This window comes from Enterococcus aquimarinus, assembly GCF_001885765.1.
GTDB classification, from domain to species: Bacteria; Bacillota; Bacilli; order Lactobacillales; family Enterococcaceae; genus Enterococcus_I; species Enterococcus_I aquimarinus.
In genome coordinates this window covers 67,991-86,622 of the sequence record NZ_JXKD01000001.1, presented here as the reverse complement: position 1 = coordinate 86,622, position 18,632 = coordinate 67,991, and the positions used below count along the sequence as shown (strand labels likewise).

General features: G+C 34.2%; 22 protein-coding genes and 1 pseudogene. 6 read left to right on the top strand and 17 right to left on the bottom strand.

The features are described 5' to 3' along the window. Positions 1–15: 15 nt before the first annotated feature. A complete protein-coding gene (locus RU93_RS00470; protein WP_071873647.1) occupies positions 16–1,176 on the bottom strand; it encodes a galactokinase in 1,161 nt (386 codons plus the stop codon). Between the two features lie 158 nt (positions 1,177–1,334). On the opposite strand from RU93_RS00470, the gene RU93_RS00465 reads away from it, so the two are divergent. Continuing rightward, positions 1,335–1,502: a DUF3042 family protein gene (locus RU93_RS00465; RefSeq protein WP_071873646.1), complete on the top strand. Its 168-nt coding sequence runs from the start codon at positions 1,335–1,337 to the stop codon at positions 1,500–1,502. Positions 1,503–1,619: 117 nt separating this feature from the next. Here RU93_RS00465 and RU93_RS00460 read toward each other — a convergent pair whose 3' ends face one another. The 5 genes from RU93_RS00460 to RU93_RS00440 all read right to left on the bottom strand — a co-directional run bounded on the left by RU93_RS00460 (position 1,620) and on the right by RU93_RS00440 (position 4,551). Next, positions 1,620–2,024: a rhodanese-like domain-containing protein gene (locus RU93_RS00460; protein WP_071873645.1), complete on the bottom strand. Its 405-nt coding sequence runs from the start codon at positions 2,022–2,024 to the stop codon at positions 1,620–1,622. A 15-nt stretch (positions 2,025–2,039) separates the two neighbouring features. Continuing rightward, the gene (locus RU93_RS00455) at positions 2,040–3,008 is read right to left on the bottom strand and encodes an ROK family glucokinase (protein ID WP_071873644.1); all 969 of its coding nucleotides are present in this window, start codon (positions 3,006–3,008) and stop codon (positions 2,040–2,042) included. Further along, entirely contained in the window at positions 3,009–3,215 is a 207-nt protein-coding gene (locus tag RU93_RS00450) for a YqgQ family protein (RefSeq protein WP_071873643.1), read from the bottom strand. It lies immediately after the preceding gene. A gap of 89 nt (positions 3,216–3,304) precedes the next feature. After that, on the bottom strand, positions 3,305–3,985 hold the full coding sequence (locus RU93_RS00445) for a rhomboid family intramembrane serine protease (protein ID WP_071873642.1): 681 nt from the start codon (positions 3,983–3,985) through the stop codon (positions 3,305–3,307). Continuing rightward, positions 3,982–4,551, bottom strand: a complete 570-nt coding sequence (locus RU93_RS00440) for a 5-formyltetrahydrofolate cyclo-ligase (RefSeq protein WP_425429259.1) — start codon at positions 4,549–4,551, stop codon at positions 3,982–3,984. The genes RU93_RS00445 and RU93_RS00440 overlap by 4 nt, the downstream gene beginning before the upstream one ends. Before the next feature lie 209 nt (positions 4,552–4,760). Between RU93_RS00440 and rpmG the strand changes: the two genes are divergently transcribed. The 3 genes from rpmG to RU93_RS00425 all read left to right on the top strand — a co-directional run bounded on the left by rpmG (position 4,761) and on the right by RU93_RS00425 (position 6,096). Next, entirely contained in the window at positions 4,761–4,910 is a 150-nt protein-coding gene (gene rpmG / locus RU93_RS00435; protein WP_071873641.1) for a 50S ribosomal protein L33, read from the top strand. A 315-nt stretch (positions 4,911–5,225) separates the two neighbouring features. Continuing rightward, a complete protein-coding gene (locus RU93_RS00430) occupies positions 5,226–5,810 on the top strand; it encodes a hypothetical protein (protein ID WP_071873640.1) in 585 nt (194 codons plus the stop codon). Between the two features lie 121 nt (positions 5,811–5,931). Further along, positions 5,932–6,096: a YjzC family protein gene (locus tag RU93_RS00425; protein ID WP_071873639.1), complete on the top strand. Its 165-nt coding sequence runs from the start codon at positions 5,932–5,934 to the stop codon at positions 6,094–6,096. 94 nt (positions 6,097–6,190) lie between these two features. On the opposite strand, the gene RU93_RS00420 is transcribed toward RU93_RS00425, so the two are convergent. The 6 genes and pseudogenes from RU93_RS00420 to RU93_RS00390 all read right to left on the bottom strand — a co-directional run bounded on the left by RU93_RS00420 (position 6,191) and on the right by RU93_RS00390 (position 10,399). Continuing rightward, the gene (locus RU93_RS00420; RefSeq protein WP_071873638.1) at positions 6,191–6,442 is read right to left on the bottom strand and encodes a hypothetical protein; all 252 of its coding nucleotides are present in this window, start codon (positions 6,440–6,442) and stop codon (positions 6,191–6,193) included. Between the two features lie 301 nt (positions 6,443–6,743). Further along, positions 6,744–7,415: a hypothetical protein gene (locus RU93_RS00415; protein ID WP_071873637.1), complete on the bottom strand. Its 672-nt coding sequence runs from the start codon at positions 7,413–7,415 to the stop codon at positions 6,744–6,746. Between the two features lie 9 nt (positions 7,416–7,424). Then, positions 7,425–7,835, bottom strand: a complete 411-nt coding sequence (locus RU93_RS00410) for a hypothetical protein (RefSeq protein WP_071873636.1) — start codon at positions 7,833–7,835, stop codon at positions 7,425–7,427. Then, positions 7,810–8,679, bottom strand: a pseudogene (locus RU93_RS00405) (ParA family protein). The gene RU93_RS00410 and the pseudogene RU93_RS00405 overlap by 26 nt, the downstream one beginning before the upstream one ends. Before the next feature lie 551 nt (positions 8,680–9,230). Continuing rightward, positions 9,231–9,494: a hypothetical protein gene (locus tag RU93_RS00395; RefSeq protein WP_071873635.1), complete on the bottom strand. Its 264-nt coding sequence runs from the start codon at positions 9,492–9,494 to the stop codon at positions 9,231–9,233. A gap of 41 nt (positions 9,495–9,535) precedes the next feature. Continuing rightward, a complete protein-coding gene (locus RU93_RS00390) occupies positions 9,536–10,399 on the bottom strand; it encodes a TMEM14 family protein (RefSeq protein ID WP_071873634.1) in 864 nt (287 codons plus the stop codon). Between the two features lie 1,836 nt (positions 10,400–12,235). Here RU93_RS00390 and RU93_RS00380 point away from each other — a divergent pair. After that, positions 12,236–12,616: a PH domain-containing protein gene (locus RU93_RS00380; RefSeq protein ID WP_071873633.1), complete on the top strand. Its 381-nt coding sequence runs from the start codon at positions 12,236–12,238 to the stop codon at positions 12,614–12,616. Between the two features lie 64 nt (positions 12,617–12,680). Here the strand turns inward: RU93_RS00380 and RU93_RS00375 are convergent, their stop codons facing one another. Beyond that, a complete protein-coding gene (locus RU93_RS00375; protein ID WP_143139401.1) occupies positions 12,681–13,265 on the bottom strand; it encodes a DUF5052 family protein in 585 nt (194 codons plus the stop codon). A 308-nt stretch (positions 13,266–13,573) separates the two neighbouring features. Here RU93_RS00375 and RU93_RS12005 point away from each other — a divergent pair, with 308 nt between their 5' ends. Next, positions 13,574–13,723: a hypothetical protein gene (locus RU93_RS12005; RefSeq protein WP_169818068.1), complete on the top strand. Its 150-nt coding sequence runs from the start codon at positions 13,574–13,576 to the stop codon at positions 13,721–13,723. A 91-nt stretch (positions 13,724–13,814) separates the two neighbouring features. Here the strand turns inward: RU93_RS12005 and RU93_RS00370 are convergent, their stop codons facing one another. From RU93_RS00370 to RU93_RS00355, 4 genes are all read right to left on the bottom strand, one after another. Continuing rightward, positions 13,815–13,943 carry a MazG-like family protein gene (locus tag RU93_RS00370; protein ID WP_143139405.1) on the bottom strand — a complete coding sequence of 43 codons (129 nt, stop codon included), beginning with the start codon at positions 13,941–13,943 and terminating at the stop codon, positions 13,815–13,817. 77 nt (positions 13,944–14,020) lie between these two features. Beyond that, on the bottom strand, positions 14,021–16,816 hold the full coding sequence (locus tag RU93_RS00365) for a DEAD/DEAH box helicase (RefSeq protein WP_071873631.1): 2,796 nt from the start codon (positions 16,814–16,816) through the stop codon (positions 14,021–14,023). 158 nt (positions 16,817–16,974) lie between these two features. Then, positions 16,975–17,892, bottom strand: a complete 918-nt coding sequence (locus RU93_RS00360; RefSeq protein ID WP_071873630.1) for a GIY-YIG nuclease family protein — start codon at positions 17,890–17,892, stop codon at positions 16,975–16,977. Further along, complete coding sequence (locus RU93_RS00355; protein WP_084131074.1) at positions 17,892–18,623, bottom strand: type I restriction endonuclease subunit R, EcoR124 family; 732 nt, start codon at positions 18,621–18,623, stop codon at positions 17,892–17,894. The genes RU93_RS00360 and RU93_RS00355 overlap by 1 nt, the downstream gene beginning before the upstream one ends. Positions 18,624–18,632 lie beyond the last annotated feature (9 nt).

Below are 18,632 nucleotides of genomic sequence, written 5' to 3'. Positions count from 1 at the left end.
CATCCTTCCTATCTCTTATAATTTTTTTGCGCCATCGCCAATACTTGCTTGATAGATTGCCGTTTCGTAACCAATTTTTTCAACATACTCTTTTGAAACAGTTGCGACGAAATCATCCCAATCACTCGCTTTTACGAGCGCAATCGCACAGCCACCAAAACCAGCACCTGTCATGCGCGCACCTAAAACACTCGGATGTGCTTGTGCCGCTGCGACTAACGTATCTAATTCAATCCCTGTTACCTCATAATCTTCTTTTAGTGACAAGTGAGACGCATTCAGTAATTGGCCAAACGCTGCTAAATCGCCCGCTTGTAACGCTTTTTTCGCTTTTAAAGTTCGTTGATTTTCTGTTACTGCATGTTTGGCACGTTTAATCAGTGTTTCATCTTCAATCAAGGCCGTATTCGCAAAGAATGTTTCTTCGTCTAGCGCACCAAGCGCATCAATCGCCAATTCACTTTGTAAACGACGTAACGCTTCTTCACACTCACTCCGACGCTCGTTATATTTCGAATCCGCTAATTCACGACGTTTATTCGTGTTCATAATCGCCACGACATATTCGCCAAACTCAGCCGGAACCACTTCATATTCTAACGTATTCGTATCTAATAATAAAGCATGGTCTTTTTTACCCATTCCAATCGCAAATTGGTCCATGATACCGGAATTCACACCAATAAACTCATTTTCCACTTGTTTGCCAATTTTCACTAGATCTAACATCTCAATCTTTAAGTCAAATAAATCTTTTAAAATGACGCCTGTTAGTAATTCGATAGAAGCAGAGGAAGAAAGACCCGCACCATTTGGAATCGTGCCGTAATACACCACTTCAAAACCTGAATCAATCACATAACCTGCTTCTTGTAAGAAATGCGTCACTCCTTTTGGATAGTTCGTCCAGTCATGTGCCTTGTCATAAGTTAAATCATCTAGCGAAAACGTGATGATTCCTTTTTCTGGGAAGTTTTCAGAGTAGAGACGAATTTCACGGTCGTCACGTTTTTTGGCTAAACCATAAGTGCCTAACGTAATACTCGCCGGGAAAACATACCCTCCATTATAGTCCGTGTGTTCCCCAATTAAATTAATCCGACCTGGCGCAAAATATTCTCCTGTTGCTGCTTCACTAAATTTTTCTTTAAAAATGGCTTGCAAATCTTTTTCCATTCCCACTACCTCTTTTCTATTTTTATTAGTAAAACTATTATAAAACATTTAGTAAATAAATTCAAATATTTTTATTTTTATTTTTTTAATCATTTTTACTTTGCAAATACGCGACAATAGTTCATAATAAAAAGAGAAAGAAACGAGGTGATAGAACAATGAAAAAATTCGTTACTGGTTTTGTAGTTGGTTCTTTAGTCACAACTGCAGCAACGGTTTGCCTAGTCGCAACCCTTAAAAAAACGGTCATCGATCCAATCGAAGAAAAAGAAGCAAAAATCGATGAAAGCCGCCGCAAAGCACATCGCAAAAGCTTTGCCCGTTAATTCGTTAACGTTAAAAGAAGCCCTGACCTCGCGTCACGGCTTTTTTTGTGTTTTCATTGCGCGAAAAAAAAGAAAAAGCTCTCAGGAAAAATTTCCCAAGAGCTGTTGAGTAATTATTTACACTACTTTTTTCTTTTTCGTTTTACCAGACCATTCTTGATAGCCTTTTTTCAAAATGAAAATATCTTGATAGCCATTTTTACGTAATTTATTTGCTGCACGAACACTTAACGTTGTCGTATTGTCATACAAATAAATCGGCACATCTTTACGAATCCCAGCCATTGATTGCACGAAGGTTGTATAAGGAATATTACGCGCTCCTAAAATGTGACCCGCGTCAAATTCATTTTTTTCACGAACGTCAATGACTTGTGCCTTGCGCATGCCTTCTTTAAATTCTTCTTCGGTAATAATCGTTGCTGAGCGTTTACCCATGAAGTAATAAAACAACCAGTTCACTCCAAAGAACAATAAGATTGCTACTAAAATTACGTTTAACCAAATTAAAAATCCTGACATATTAAATCGACCTTTCTAGTCTTGAAATTGTAATGCAAGAGACCCCGCCCCAATAACACCAGCATCATTGCCTAATTCGGCTAATTTGATAACGGTACTTTCGTTTACTTGCGGGAACGTAAATTGACGGAAGTATTTTTCTACGCGACTACGTAAAAATTCACCCGCTGCACTCACGCCACCACCTAAAACAATACTTGAAGGATTCAAGGTATTCCCTAAGTTTCCACAAGCTAGTCCTAAATAAAAACAAACTTTGTCGACAACCATTAACGCAAAGACATCGCCTTTTGCTGCCAACTCAAACACATCTTTACTCGTAACCGCTTGACCGTCATCAAGATTTGCTTTCAGCTGCGATTCGCCTGCAAATTCTTCTGCTAAGTGACGGGCGACACGCACAACCCCTGTTGCACTAGAAACCGTTTCTAAACAGCCTACTTTGCCACACGTACAAGCAAACCCTTCAGGATCAACCGTAATGTGACCAATTTCACCTGCACAGCCAGCAACACCGTGTAACAACATGTTTTCCATAATAATGCCGCCACCGACACCCGTGCCTAACGTAATAAAGATTACATCTGGATTGTTTTCACCGGCACCTTTCCAACGCTCACCAAGAGCCGCCACGTTGGCATCATTATCTAATGCAAAACGAATGCCGGTTCCTTCTTCGATTTGTTGACGAATCGGTTGTAGCGTTTTCCAGTTCAAGTTGTAAGCGCCAATAACGGTTCCTTCCGCTCGATCAACACTTCCTGGTGTCCCCATTCCGATACCGATAAAATCATCCGCCGTTAAATCGTATAAATCAAGGTGATGATTAATCGACGCAATAATGTCCGGTACAATATGGGTACCCTCATCTAAAATATTTGTTTCAATACTCCATTTTTGTTGAATTTCTCCATCAACTGTTAAAATGGCAAATTTTGCCGTTGTCCCACCTAAATCAATTCCAATTACTTTCTTTGTTGACATTTACAAGTCCTCCCTGCTCAATTCAATCTGGTGTTCTCTTTTTAATATTGCCCATGCTTTTAAGTAAGTTTGTTGTTCAATTAAATGGCTGTCGTATAAATTTTTGATTTCCTGAGACATCAGTTCAATATCATATACACGTTTCCCAACATAAATAATGATCCCAAATCGCTTTAATAATTGCTGGACATCATATAAACTTTCCATTTAAAAACACTTCCTATCATTATACTAATATTTGACTTTTTTTCAATCGCTTTCGTAAAAATAGACAAGGAAGCCACGCGAAAAATTCATTAAATGACTTGATATCTTTTTAAGCCATAAACAATACAAAAGAAAAGTAAAAATAGCAAGATCATCGCAGAAATAATCCGCACATGAATCGAATACGTTTTACCCACTCTCATTGGTAATGCCACAATATTCCCCATCAAAATCCCGCCGATTAAACCACCTAGGTGCCCGTACATATCGATCGTTTGATCAAAGAGACCAAACACGAGATTTAACACGATAAAAAGTGAAAATTGACGGACCATCGCTTGAATTCCGGGATTGTTTTTGAAATGAATGCCTAACACAATAAACGCCCCAAAAATCCCAAAGAGCGATGTACTTGCGCCAGCTGCTTGAACATTCATATCATTAAACGCAAAGCCTAAAACATTCCCCAGCACCCCACTAAGCAAATAAATGAGGAAAAAACGTCCATGGCCATAAATCGCTTCGACTTGTTGCCCCATGTAATACAAAATCACCGAGTTAATCGCAAAATGCATTAAACCATAATGAATAAAAATCGGTGTGACAAAACGCCAGTACTCATGATTAAGTGCAATCAGCGGGCCAAACATTGAGCCACGAAACTCAATCAGTAAACCTGGCAATAAATACGCTAACAAGAAAACCGCTGTTTGAATCGATAAAAAGCCTATCGTCACAAATGGTTGATTTTTTAATTTATTCCAGTTCATTGCGTCGCCTCCTTCATCTTATAAGAATCCGTATAAATCCGCTCCACCGCAACATCTAATGGCTCGTTCGTCCATTCATTATTCAATTGTTCCGCAAAGACCAAACTACACGTCCGCCCTTGGTAATGAGCCAAATAACGATCATAATAGCCGCCACCAAACCCAATCCGATAGCCCTTAGAAGAAAACACCAAGCCAGGCACAACAATCAAATCAATTTCTTCTTTTGTGACAATTAAGTTACTGATCGGCTCTTCCACCCCAAACTGGGTACGTTGATAGACCGTATCCTCATCGACTTCATAAAAAGCTAATTTTCTTTCAGGAAGCGACTTTGGAATCACGACTTTCTTGCCTTGCGAAAGCGCCCGCTGAATTACTTTTCCAGTATCAAATTCAAACTCTAACGCCTTTGTTACCGCAATGGTGTCACTCGTTTTCCATTGTTGCGAAGCAAATAAAAACGTCAAGATTTGCTGTTCTTTCTTCGTTTTTAGCGCCGGATGATTCGCCAGTTTCTTCAAGGCTCGAATGCCTTGTTCACGTAATTGTTTTTTACTCAACATCTTCACACTCCTACTAGGAAATAGTACCGAAAAATCGATTGAATAGCAAACTGATTTCACCATTCTTCCAAAATTTATGACTCAATCCTCGTCAAGTAAAACTACTTAACAAAATTCGCAAAAAGACTAGCTTTTTTACGAAAGTCATGCTATTATATTCAAGTCTGAGAATTGTCTTAGAGAATTCTTTAAGTATGGGAGGGAAAATCATGCGTATTAACATCACTTTAGAATGTACTTCTTGTAAAGAACGTAACTACCTAACAAGCAAAAGCAAACGTAACACTCCGGACCGTTTAGAAAAACAAAAATACTGTCCACGTGAAAGAAAAGTTACTTTACACCGCGAAACAAAATAATCTTTTTAAAATGAGCACCGAATCCTTTGGTAACAATGGGTTTGGTGCTTTTTTGTTTTGGGGAAATGGATTTCCACACGGTTTAGTTTGTAGTGTATTGGCTAAGCATCTTCTTTGTTGAATGTTTGAATAACCGTAGCTTGCACCCTTTTTTTATGCCGCCTCGTCAAGTAGAAGTGCTTGCGAATTTTATTGTTATTTATTTTATATTCATAGTTTGGTAACAAAGATTTCAAATTTCAAACCGTGAAGTCGTTCTTCTATGTTATCCTCTAGTTATCAATATGTATAGAAGAAAATATGAGGAGGCTAGTAATGAAAAAGATTATTTTGTGCTTAGGAATAGTATTATCGTTAGATTTAGCAGGTTGCAGAAATCAAGATGATGGTAAAAATCCTACTGATTCGTCTGAAGTAAATCTAGAATATTCTAAAATTATAGGTTCTACAACCGATGTATCTATTAGTCTTGCAGAAAAAGATGTGCCCGTATCATCGGAAAATAAGGAAACAAACAACATAGTAGGATCATCTGAAAGTACGATTTCTGTAGATACAACCGAACTTACTCATGAACAAGTTATGGAATGGCTCACAGTAATTGCCGACGAATATAAAATCGCAATAGATAGAACTGATCTCGATTATGAGATTGAACCTTTTCCTATTGAAAACCTTCCTTTAAGAGAAACTAACTCTATCTATTACATTACACGATTCAACTCTTATGGAGATATTTTTTACATTTCTAGAATCAATTCATCTGGCAAATTAGAAATAGAGATAAATACACTTAATCCTACAACTCCTGATGGCGGTAGATTTTACATTTATCGTACCATCTCAAGCGAATTTATGGATGTTAGTGGCGTCCAATCTTTTATTAATAGCCGTAATTAATATCTTCAAACCAATAAGCTATTAGATCCAACAAAAAAATCTGGCTATTCCAATCTTATAATAATCATTTGTAAACGTTTTTACAAGTAGTATAATTGACCTAGAAAGTGTGGTGATACAAATGAGCAAGCCAATTAAACCGGGAACTGATAATCAGCAACCTGGGAGATATGAAGAAAGGGGTCCTCGCGGTGGTCAAGTTCCAAAACCAAGAACTGTAGAAATAGACCGCGGTGACCGCCTCCCTCCTACCCAAGAACCTAATAGAACTTGGGTAAAAAAATAATTCAGTAACTTAGGGAGTTCAGCTACTCCCTATTTTTACCTAAGTAGCGTTTTCACATTTAAATAATCGATAACATATTTTCATAATATAATATTTAGTTGTTATCTCCCTCTAAAAGAAAATGCTCAACAAAGTCACGACCGAATTTAGAAATCTTTAATCTATCCTTATCATTGAATTTAACGTCAGACTTAGAAGTTAATTTCTTAACATCTGAAACTTTTTTCTTTCCGTTTATCACGTCATAGAGACCTGAAACGGTCACTTTTTTCTCTTTAATAGCTTGTTCTACGTTCTTATAATCTTTTTCAATTTTATTATCGTATTCATTTTCGAATAATCCCATTCTAATACTACAACAACTATCGTTATGTCGAATCTTTAAATAGTTATTCACCTAATGAATATCGAAAGTTAGCTACATAAAAAAATGCAATCTCATAATAAAGATTGCATCAAATATAAAATATGTTTTTATTTTTATCACTGTCTACTTGACAGGGGTACTTCATATTAAGAGATAAGGTTTTTTGTAAAACAATTAATTGATGTGCTTATTTCAATATATCGTAATCTAAATGGAGTAAAAACGATCAAGCTTCTGAGTCCAAAACTTTAGTGAATCAATCGACATGTAAACGATATGATTACTTTAAATTAAATATACGCGTTTTCCATTTATTTGAAACAATTTTTGACATCACTAATTTTTGTTGTGTAGACAGACTTATTTCATAGAAACAAATAATTTCCAACATAAAATCAAAGCAATGTTTAATATCATGTTTAATCTCATTCATGTCTGATTTTTCATATTCTTTAGTTAATTTTTTTTCTAATAGCGACCGTAAAGTCCCTTCAGGTATAGATTTCAAATGTACTTTATTTGATCTTTCGCTATATATCCGAAAAGTGTTCTCTACTTTATTTTTATTTTCTTCAAAGATCTTTAATTTATCCTTGTTATCTTTCATTGTTCGATAACCTTTGGTAATTGTATCTTCACTTGGATTTTCTAAAAAATAAATTAACTTTAATATATATTCTACACAATTTCGAATAGATACATTGATTGATACCATTTCATTTAACGGAATAAAATACAACAAGTTATTTAAATTATATTCGATAATACTAGTGTACTTGTTTAATTCATCACTACTTGATAAACATTGGCATGCTTTAGATAAACTTAATGTGTTATTGAATATCTCTTTAAATTCTACTGTATCTATATTTTTACTAATTTTAGTATATGGAAAGTAACTATTTAAATACCATCGATAATTCTCAAATTCTTCTTCAATCATTTTCTTCATAATTAAATATTAACCTAGTTGATTAAATATATCATCGAATATATTTTTTTTCTTTCTTTTCTTTTTTTCCACTTCCTCATTTTTGGAATCACTAACATCCATCGTATTATTTGAGTTTTCTTTTTCAAATTGCTCTATGTAATTTTTCATTTTTTCCAATAAATTATTTAATTCTTCTTCGTCTTTTTTCTCTACAATCCTAATTACTCGAGATAAAAGAATTGTTCTACTTTTATAAACATATGGTAGGAAAGTGAAATCAAAATAGTTCATTAATTTTTCTAAATCACTATTTTTAATAGCATATATTTTAGACAAAATTAATGTTGTAAAATATCCATATAATTGATTTTTTATTCGATCTGTATTTTCTTTGTATAATTTATTTTCAATTCTAATTATATTCTCTTTGTAGCTCATCTATTCTTCCCTCCATCTCTTTAAAAATTAATTCCAAACTATTAATTAATCTCTCGTCGTTATGATCACTTATAAAGTAGTTTGGTCTATCAATCAATTTTTTAGAATGTAAAAATCTACCTTCAAAAAAATATACACCTAATTCTTTCATCTTTTTAGTTTCTACAATCATTTCAGCTAAATAATCGGACTCCTCTTTATATCTTGTAAATACTACACCTAAGTTTTTTATAGGTTTATCTTTAAAAAAGACTACGTTTGGTTCTTTTATTGCAGCGACTACTTTTTCTAACATACGTATTCCTAAAACAGAATAAATACCAGGCTCGACAGGCACAAAATAATAATCACTAGGTAACAATGCTGCTATTGTATAAATGGAATAGGTTGGAGGACAATCAATTAATATATAATCATATTTATTTCTTAAATTATGTTCTTCGATAAAATTATAAATTGATTTTTCCATATTAGATGCATTGGCCGACCTCTCTAAGAAAACGGTCGATAAAGTTCCTGGAATGATGTCAAACTCTACACCTCTAGCACTACTTAACGAGTGGATAACCTCTTTTAAATCTAAATTTTTTATAGATGACGACTCAAACAAATTTTGAATAGAAGCTTCCGTAAGTTGCGTTTTACCTGGTTGATCATTCAAATCTTCCTTATGTCTCAGTCAGTATGTTAAGAAAAATGATTGAGTTAAATTTGATTGTGGATCCAAATCAATAAATAGAATTTTCTTTTTTTTACTGTCTGCCATAAAATATCCTAATTCTTTTGTTAATGTTGTTTTCCCAACTCCACCCTTCATATTTATAATTGAAATTACCTTTCCCATACCCTTCAACCTCCAAATTTTATTTGTAATTGAACCTGTATACTTATATTATAAGATACCACATATTTTTTTTTGCTACCATAAGAGAAGAGGTTTAAAAGCTTGCCTAAGATTAATATATAAAGATCGAGTATGAGAATAATCATTAATTATTTATTCGTCCTCTCACACCAACGTACGTACCGATCGGTATACGGCTGTTCCATTTTATACTAAACATGTATGTTGTTATAGTGCTCTACACAAGAGACTAATCCAAATTGGCTTAGTCTTTTATTTGTAATAGTCGTTTTCAGAACCCAAGAATAGGCTATGCGGGTGACACCTTTGCTAGTATGGCTATTTTTATAAGCATTATATTTGTCCATACCTAATTTCATGAGGTTTTTCCGACGATTCTTAGCTGTTTTCCATTTATGCCAGATACACATTCTAATTCATTGCTTGTACCGTCAGATTTTAATATTAATATTCCGTTTTATGTAGTTGCAATGCCACCGTTAATTTGCCAATGTGTTCGCCCGTCAGAAAAATCGCTATTGCGAGCTAGATTAGTTGCTGAATAATCTGACTCTGGCGCCGATTGATAAACGCCACAATCTTGCCAATTCCTTGATACTGCTTCCCAATAATACCAATGTCCATTTTTTTATTAATAAAACACCCTCTTTACCATCAGGGGACTTATTCTGCAAATCTGCAAGTATATCAAAAATTTCTTTTGGACCAGTTTTCATTGCTATATTTTCTAAATACGACAAATTATCATTAATTACTTGTGCTTTTATCTCCCCTGAAACCGACTTAATTACCATATTATCCTCTCCTTTTACCTATTTTTTGCATAAGAAAAAGCCTAGCGATTGCTAGACTTTAGTTTTCTTATAAAAATCATTACCAAAATTATTGCAGAAGATAAGATGCTTAGATATTTTCCAGCTATTATTGCTACAATCCCCCACGCTACTATCCCTAATGCTAAACCGCACAACATTCCAATAAATAATGAGCTAAACACTATTGGTAATTTATTTTTTCTAATAATTAAATATTTCATAAATCCCGGCTTAATGTATTCAATCCAATCTGCTAATCTAGGCTTTCCGTGTAACCTATAGGTATATAATCTTAGAGATTTACGTGTTTCGAATGAAAATTCACTTATAAGCACGTTCAATTTCGAAGTTATTTTTTCTGATTTTTTTACTTCTTTAAATAAAATCAATGGTCTAAATTCTTCTTGGATATTGAATATCGTTTCTTTTAGTTCTCCAACTAAATCTACTAACTCATTTGCTTTTCTCACAGCTTTATGTTCATCACGAGAGTCAGAAAAATACAATTCGAATTGCACTAAATTCTCAATAATTTTAATCGCATTTTTGTTCACTTGCTCAAGTTTCTCAATTTTATTATTTTCTATATATAATAAAGCTTCTTCTTTTGATTTTGTTAAATCCGATTGATTTCCCGATCTAATTTCTTCAAATTTCATAATTAGATCTATATAAGTATTCACTCCTACAGCAATTTCATTTGCACTAGTTACAATTGCTGTAGCGTGTTTTCTCACTTCTTTCTTTATTTCTGCTTCGTTAAGGTAATCAATTTCCTGTTTTTTATTATTCTTTTGCATTTTTACAACAATAATTGAAACCAAGCCAGTAAGAACAGCGACTGTAAAAGAATGGTTAACTATAGCTTTTAATAGTTCTGTCAAATTTATAAACCCCTTTCAAATAGTTTTATATTATTATAAGATAACAACGATAATAAAACTATATAAATCTATGCAATCATCTAGAACTAACTTTACCTTTTGCGATATCTCCTTTTAAAATAAATCCATTATCTCCAGGAAACAGCTTAAAAAAATGCAAATTAGATCTACTAACAATATCTTGACCATTAATCTTTATAGTCTTTTTCTCGGTATCAATTTCAAATGAATAAGTTATTCTTCTTTATTTTTCAAATGCTGAATCAATACACGATTAGTTTCAATAGCTTTCTCTAATCCACGAGAATTAAGTTCTAGTAAAAATTCCAAAAAAAAATATACGTTAGTTTAAATATTAATTTTCTTTCTCCATTTATTTACACCTCTTCTATTGAATAATTTAATATTTTTACATCTCAGACCCAGTAACGATTATAACGTGCTGGGTATATTCTATCACCTATCAAATTTTATAATTCGCATCAATTCAGCATATTTGTTCTTAATGTATTGATATGCATATCCGGTTTCATCCGCAATTGATTCTAATGTCAATCCTTCAACATATTTCAATTAAAAATTTGCTTATTCAATCCATAAAAATTTCCAATCAGCTCAACAATTTCTTTACGTTCTTTCTCTAGCTGTTCAATCCAATTGCTCAAATCCCTGAACACTTCCTTTAATCTTGCTTGCTTTCTTAAAGCTGTTAAAAATTTTGGTATTTAGCAAAAGTCGCCATCGTTATCTCTTGTATAATTGGTCAATAGATACAGTTCTTTTTCATTTAACTTAAGCGACAACTTTATCTCATAAAGCTTAGTTACTAATTTAAGACCTGTATATAAGAAAGATTATTCGAGACTCCCCCATATTTTGGAAGTTGATTGATTCAGTTGATTATTTTTACATATTTTTTATTTGTTATGTACTCCGAATATTTATAAGGCTTATCGCAATAAATTTAAAAACATCTATGACTTTACCACTTGCCATTTGATCATCAATAAAACAATAGCAAAGTATAGTTTAATAGAAACTCATATAATTTATTTAGATATATGAATGAAATTGTGCTATTCATCCATCATATGTTTTTAAGTACTATATCTGTAAGACTATCCACCGAGTCTCCTCACGCCTAATTTCTCGTTATATTAAAAATGATACTGATATTGAAATTAAGTATACATATATTCATAATGATATTTAGGATAATGTGAGGCCAGTTTCCAGTTCCATTATTCGTTAGTATTGAATACAGCGACAATAAGATAGGCATACCTGTTAATTGATAATTCTATTAATTTTGAAATCCAAATAAAATCTGCCATGTTTTACTTGTATGCTATAGTCTATTTCATATCATCACAAAAAGTGATTAAGTCTTATAATGAAGAAGAAAATAGTTTATATCAGTTTATTTATTGCTTTAATAATAAATCTAGTAAAAATGATTTTTGGTCATCATAATAGAAGTTTGACTACTATCACAACCCTTGCTTTACTTTATTTAGTATTCTACGAGAATGGTAAAGAAGAATAGTATATAAATGAATCCAACGAATGATTCTAATTGGCATTTTCCAGTTGTATCAATAACACGTATTAACAAATTAGCAGTAGGGATGTAACCACTATGAAATCCCCCGATTAAGTGAATTCTCACCCAGAAAAAATAGAAACTATAGAAATATGCAAAATCTCCTAGTGAAATCACTCTTCTCATACGAAACGTCTTCAAAATAAACAATATTGGATGTTCTTCCCCCCTTACATCTCCCCCAGCATCTAAGGGATAATAACCCCAAACAAATAGAGAAGAGGGTCATGGTGATGGGATTATTTGATGGATTACTAGGCAATGCAACAGAGGCGAATCATGAGGAAGTGAAGCAAGAATTAGCGAGTGTGCTGATACCAGAAGAAAAAATTAACTTAGCGTTTAAGTTAGTTCGAGATTTGGTTGTCTTTACGGACTATCGCTTGATTGTAGTCGACAAACAAGGTTTTACAGGTAAAAAAGTCGATTACAAAACATTTCCGTATAAAAGCATCTCGCGTTTTAGTGTCGAGACGGCTGGTCATTTTGATTTGGATGCGGAATTAAAGATTTGGGTATCCGGTGCTGCGGAACCGGCACAATATTTACAATTTAAAAAAGATAAGAGTATTACCGAGATTCAACAAGCTTTGGCACTTGCGATTTTAAAATAAAATAAGCTGAGCAACCCTCGATTTGTACTAATACGAGGGTTGTTCAGCTTTTTTTTATAACGGATTAGTCGACTAATGCAACATCGTAAATGGTATAGTCACAGCGGTAAATAAACAAGTACTGGCCATCAATTAATAACCCGGTACTTTTTGGCACATCGGTTTTATATAAAGAAACGTTATTACCGGCATAAGTAGCCAGCGGTGTGCCGTTTTGACTACGGATAAGGATGACTTTTTCTTTCCCATCGAAGGATTGACGGAAATCGTTCACCATCGAATTAATGACGGGAATGCCGCGTTGCGTACTTTCGGCTTCGACTGTTTTTGCATATTCTTCAAAGACATTTTCTAACTGACTTTCGGCAATAATCATCGATGATCCTACGTGATGAATTTCGTTTGATCCCACTGAAATCTTAATAACCGAAGAATCTTTACTTTCGGCATCACTATCAAAGGTAGCATCGCGCTCGATCATCACCGAACGCCCCGTGATTTGATCAATCACTTGGCTATCTTCATCATATGTTTGGATTGTCATCTCTAATCCTTTAAAACTTTCTTCAAATCCTTTGAAATACAATCGAATATCTTGGCAGCCCGCTAAGCCGATGGTTACGGCAACTAAGACGGATGCGAAGATGATTTTTGAGCTACTTTTTTCATTAGAATCCTCCCCTTCTGTTGTTATTCTAGCACGAAATCCGTGAAGTATGACGGGACTTCAGACGGATATTGCGCATTTTTCGAGAAATAATTTCGGCGTCTTAAGAATTTATTAAGCTGCAAAACGTTGATTTATCAATGAATACAGAATTTGTTACTTTCCTTCTAGCGTCTCAGTGAGTCAAAATTGACATTCTTTCAAAAAACGTGCTATACTTACAAAGGAATTTCGTTATTAACCTGTTAAGGGTACCTTTCGTGAAACAAATTGAGAAAGGAGAATGCCATATGACATTCTATAACAACAAATTGGAGTACCGCGTAACACTTGATACTGAATTAAACCTATTCATCGTCTTTGATAAACATGACGAAAATCATTTCGCTACCGGCCGCACCATTGAACAAGCAGTACAAGAATTATCAAAACAAGTATAAGGAGAGCGAGTCTTCCATGGACGAACATTCGAGTACAACAAAATAGCACCTACTGAAATCAAACAGTAGGTGCTATTTTTGTATTGTTTTTTTAATTTTTAGCCTCGAGATCAGACTTGTTTTTAGCAAGCGCTTGGTCAATTGGATATTTCCGAGCATTTTTAACTAACTTTTTGTTAATAAATTCTTCCACATCAAAGTTAAGATTATCGGCCATCATCAACGAATAAACGCTTCTTTTAATCATTCGCGCTTCGTCACGAAACTTGTTAATATCTTGAATAATTCTCTCCTTATTTAACTTATTTTTGTATCGATTGGTTTAGAAAGATCCAATTTTAATCGTTCTCTTTCTTGTTGAATAATATTTTTCACCATTGCAGTATCAGAAATATCGACAGATTGCACTGATTGATCTGAAATATAAGAATGTTTAGCAAAGTTATCAAAAACATTCTGCTTTGTATTTAACATATTCATCATCTGTTCATCAATACTCTTTTCGGTTAATAAACGATAAACAAAAACCGGTCTTGTTTGGCCCATGCGATGCGCTCTAGCAATTGCTTGGGTTTCCAACGAAGGTTTAATTTGTGGTTCACAAAAAACAATAATACTAGCAGATTGAATATTTAAACCAAAGCCGCCTGCCACAATTTGAGATAATAAAACCGTCCCAGCAGGTGCCTTCTCAAAATCGTCTAAGATTTCTTGCCGCTGTTTAGAACTCACACTTCCCGTAATTGGTAAAAGTGTCTGCTCTCCTAGAAAATCAGAGAGTTGTGAAATAACGTTTCGGAAAAAAGAAAAGACAATGATTTTTTCGCCACTTTCTTTTGCGCCCTCACAAATTTCTATTAAGCGTTCTAATTTAGGAGACTTTTCTGGACTGCCACCTAACCAAGCACACCTTCTCATCCGCATAAATTTCCCATCTTCAACTGCCTGTTCATAAGCAATACGTTCTTCTGGACCAAACGTTTCCCATTCTTCATTTTGCGTCAGTGGTGGTAATTCACTTAGCACGTCCTCTTTTTTCCTTCTTAGATAAACCGGCGCAATCGCTTCTCGGTATTTTCCAGGCGATACAAAATAATCTTTACTTTGAATATCCTCTGATATTTTCGGTTGTAGCGTTTTAATTAAAGCAGTCATTTCATCAACGTTATTTTCAATCGCAGTCCCGGTCATGTACATGACATAGGGTGTTTTATCCGCCCACTTATGAACAACAATGGAACGTTTGGCCGATGGATTTTTTACGTAATGAGCTTCATCGTCAACTAAACCCGAGAGCTCAAAACCATCAGCGATTGGTAAACGTTGTAGCGTTTCAAAGGTCGTCACTCCAACTCCCTCATTTTGAATCCAAGTTCTGGTCTCTGCATTTCTTGACGAGCCGTGCAGACGATAAACAGGCAAATCGCTATGTTTTTCAATTTCTCGCTCCCAATTTATGATAATACTCGCTGGACAAACAACTAAAAAATGCGTTTTTCCACGAGCATATAAATCAGCCATAACGCCAATCGATTCAATTGTCTTTCCTAGACCCATCTCATCTCCAATGAGCACCTTCTTTTGAACAAGCGTGTATTTGACAGCAAATGTTTGCCAACCACGTAAAGAAGCTTTTAATTTAGAATAATTAATCTCTTGCTTATTAATTTTTTCTAGAATTTCTTTCGCAATTCCCGAATCGCTGGTAACCTGCGACTGATTAATTCCACCAAACTTTTCAACTAACGCATAAAAACTAGCCGCATTTGATTGAAACCATTCCTTGATTTCATTATCATGTAGTTCTCCTAAGGCAATTTTTGCCATTCTAATTTCATCTGTTAATGCGGGAATTTTCTCTGACATTACTTCTATTGAGTGTTGAATCGCACTAAAATTCTCGCTATTTTTCGACTCAAAATAGCACCATAACAATTCTAAATTCTTTTCAGCATTTTGATATCGAAGAGGAATACGTTTCATTCCTTCCTTAAATTCAAATAACTGGTTAAAGATCGTCTGATTTTCAGTTACCGTATGAATGACTTGAATCAGTTTTTTCTGATCTTGCGAGAGATTGGTGATATCGATTTTAAAAACTGGATTCTCATAAACTTTGATTTTAAAAGCGTCGTAGGCATTTTGAATTAATTGACTCTTTTTAGGCCCAATTCCATCAATCCGTTCAAAACGACCGGAATATCGACTCAGTTCTTTCAAATTTAAAAAGTTGGCGGTTAAGACCTTGCCAGGTAATCCCGGATAAGCAAGCACAAAATCATCAATCGAAAAATGATTGAATTGATTGTCCATGTCATTTTTCATAATCTGACTGCTTAATCTTTGAATATCATGAACAAGTAAATCATATGTTTTTGAAATGGGCTCAAGCTTGTGATTCAAATCAACCACTTGATCAAGTGACTTTGCCAGTGATTGCATATTCGGTAATTTTTCTGGCGCAATGACCGTGACACCTAGTATTTCCTGGTAGATCTCTTGAACCTCATCAAAATGATTTTCAAGCCAGTGATTAACACTTGTCGTGTCCACCTTCACATCAAAGGAGGTTTCATTTATTCTCTCAGATAATTTCTCATCACGGATTTTCTGATTGATTTCAATTAAATTGTAGACTGATTCTATATAGACAGCTTTTTTTGAAGAACTTAAAAAACTTGAACGAATCTTACCCAATGCGCGATTGGGTATCCGCTGTTCTAAATATTTAAATGTCGCAACTTCTTCCAACAACTGCTTACATGCCTCTTGATTCAAGTGGAGCCAATAAGCTTGTTGGATATTTTCGAGTAATTCGGAATTTTCCTCTACTCGAAAAAAATTAAATATTCCAGCTCGATACGGTACGCGATAAGAATTTGTTTGTTTTTCCGGAGTTACTCCAAACGCTTCAGGAATATCATAATCAAACTGATTTAATTGATTGACTAGGCTTTTCATTGTAACAAGAAAATCATTTTTCACATTATCAAAATGATTCTTGTAATCCCTAGCATCTTTTTTAAATTGATGATACTTAGTTAATTCAAGATTCACTGCGACCTTATCAGGGAAATGAGAGCGATTAATCATAGTAACCCTCCTAACTTATTTATTTTTTATGATTTCAAAACCATTTCTTATAAAATGTTTATTCGTCGGATTACCACCTATCAGTTTACTCGTGTCAATTCCTTGGCCTGTAGCAAGATGAACAGTTTAAATACATCGAACTATCTGACATAAAACAATTACACCTGTATTTCTTTATCTAGACTACTCAACGTTTTCCCTTCAACGGTCTTCCAATCAGTTTTCCCATTTGTATTCATTCCTAAAATAAAAGAAGCGGCATATGAAGGACTTTTGAAAAGTACTTCCTCTTGTAAGATACCATTCTCGTTGATGTCCGCTTTTTGTCGCATCATTTTTATACTAGCTGGAATCGCAATTGAATCAATCACTTCAACTTGACTCCCTCTTAACACAACAAATCCTTCGGCCGTTTGCTTACACTGAGCTTCAATTAATTGGTTACTCTTACGGCTCTTTCTTTTCAAGAATAGTAATAGTTCATCCGGTGCCTTTTCAGGTTCCTCTACAGCTCGACTAGAGGGTAATAACGGTTCAAAAAGATTATATCCGAGCGTTCCGATTATAATTTTTGCATAATCAATAAACTCTTCAAGTTCACTTTCTTTTTCTTCAGTTACATTTCCAGGTGTTGGTTCCATGTTATTTTTTACTTGTAAACGATTATTTTTACAAGCTAATGCATAAAATCGATTTTCCAAGTAGCTTATCTCTGTTGGACCAAAAGAGTTATTGGCTGTTGTAAAAATTACAGCCTCGGTCCAATAATCTTTCTCTGAAGATCTTTTATGTTCGGCTATTCGGTTTAATACACCTTCATTATTCTTTCTAGCCCCCGCTTGCCCAATATAAACAATATCTTCATCCGATTCTTCTGCTTTCCCAAACAAAAAATAAACACCAGTCTGAGATAGCAATTTTATATCTTTTGATTGTTCTACTCTTGTACAAGGGATTTTATACGCTACTCCTGTCCAGTTTGCGAGTGTACATTTGATCCGCCCTTTTGGTTCGCCATCAATTAAAAAAACTTGAATGGTCTTTCCTCTTTTAGCCAATGTCCCACCTCTACTCATTATCTTTCTCTCAATGGTAAAATATTTTCTTTCATCATCTCATCTAAATTATTTCGAACTTCTTTCCAATAGCGTAATTTAGAAACGGGTTGTTCCGTATTTTCACGGTAATTCTGATAATCTGAAGTATTTTTTAATTCACTTTCACCGCTTTGCTTATCTTTCTGTAAATTATAGTTAGCGACAACATATGCCAGTGTTTCCTCTTCTACAAACCATTGATTCGAAAATGATGCGACCTTTTCCCGCTCTGCTTCATCTGATAATTGTTCCATCAGCATAGATACATTTTGGTCACGGTATTTTTCGGGATTAAGATGAATATCATCCCATAACGATTTCATTAACGTTGCCAGTATTAAATTATCCTTAGATAGATTTTCAATATAACGATTGACCTCGGTTGCTGCCTTTTCATTTTCTCTTGCAATCAATTCATATTCATCATCACCACTTGGAATGAAGGCTTGGATTAACATCAAAATATATTCATAATTGATTTTTTCTGTTTTGATTGACTCTAATTCATATGCGATATTAATATCAAAATCTGGTCCTGGACCCGGGTATGGATCAGGTCTAATAGCAATTAATGCATTTTTATATTTTCCATGGTAATGTTCAATTTCTTTCTTATCAAAAGCAAATACATCCCCTATCATTGAATCTTCATATTCCCCATAAACTTGAACATTAGAAAAAGTACGGTCAAATTGTTGAAATGCATTGATTTACTTCTC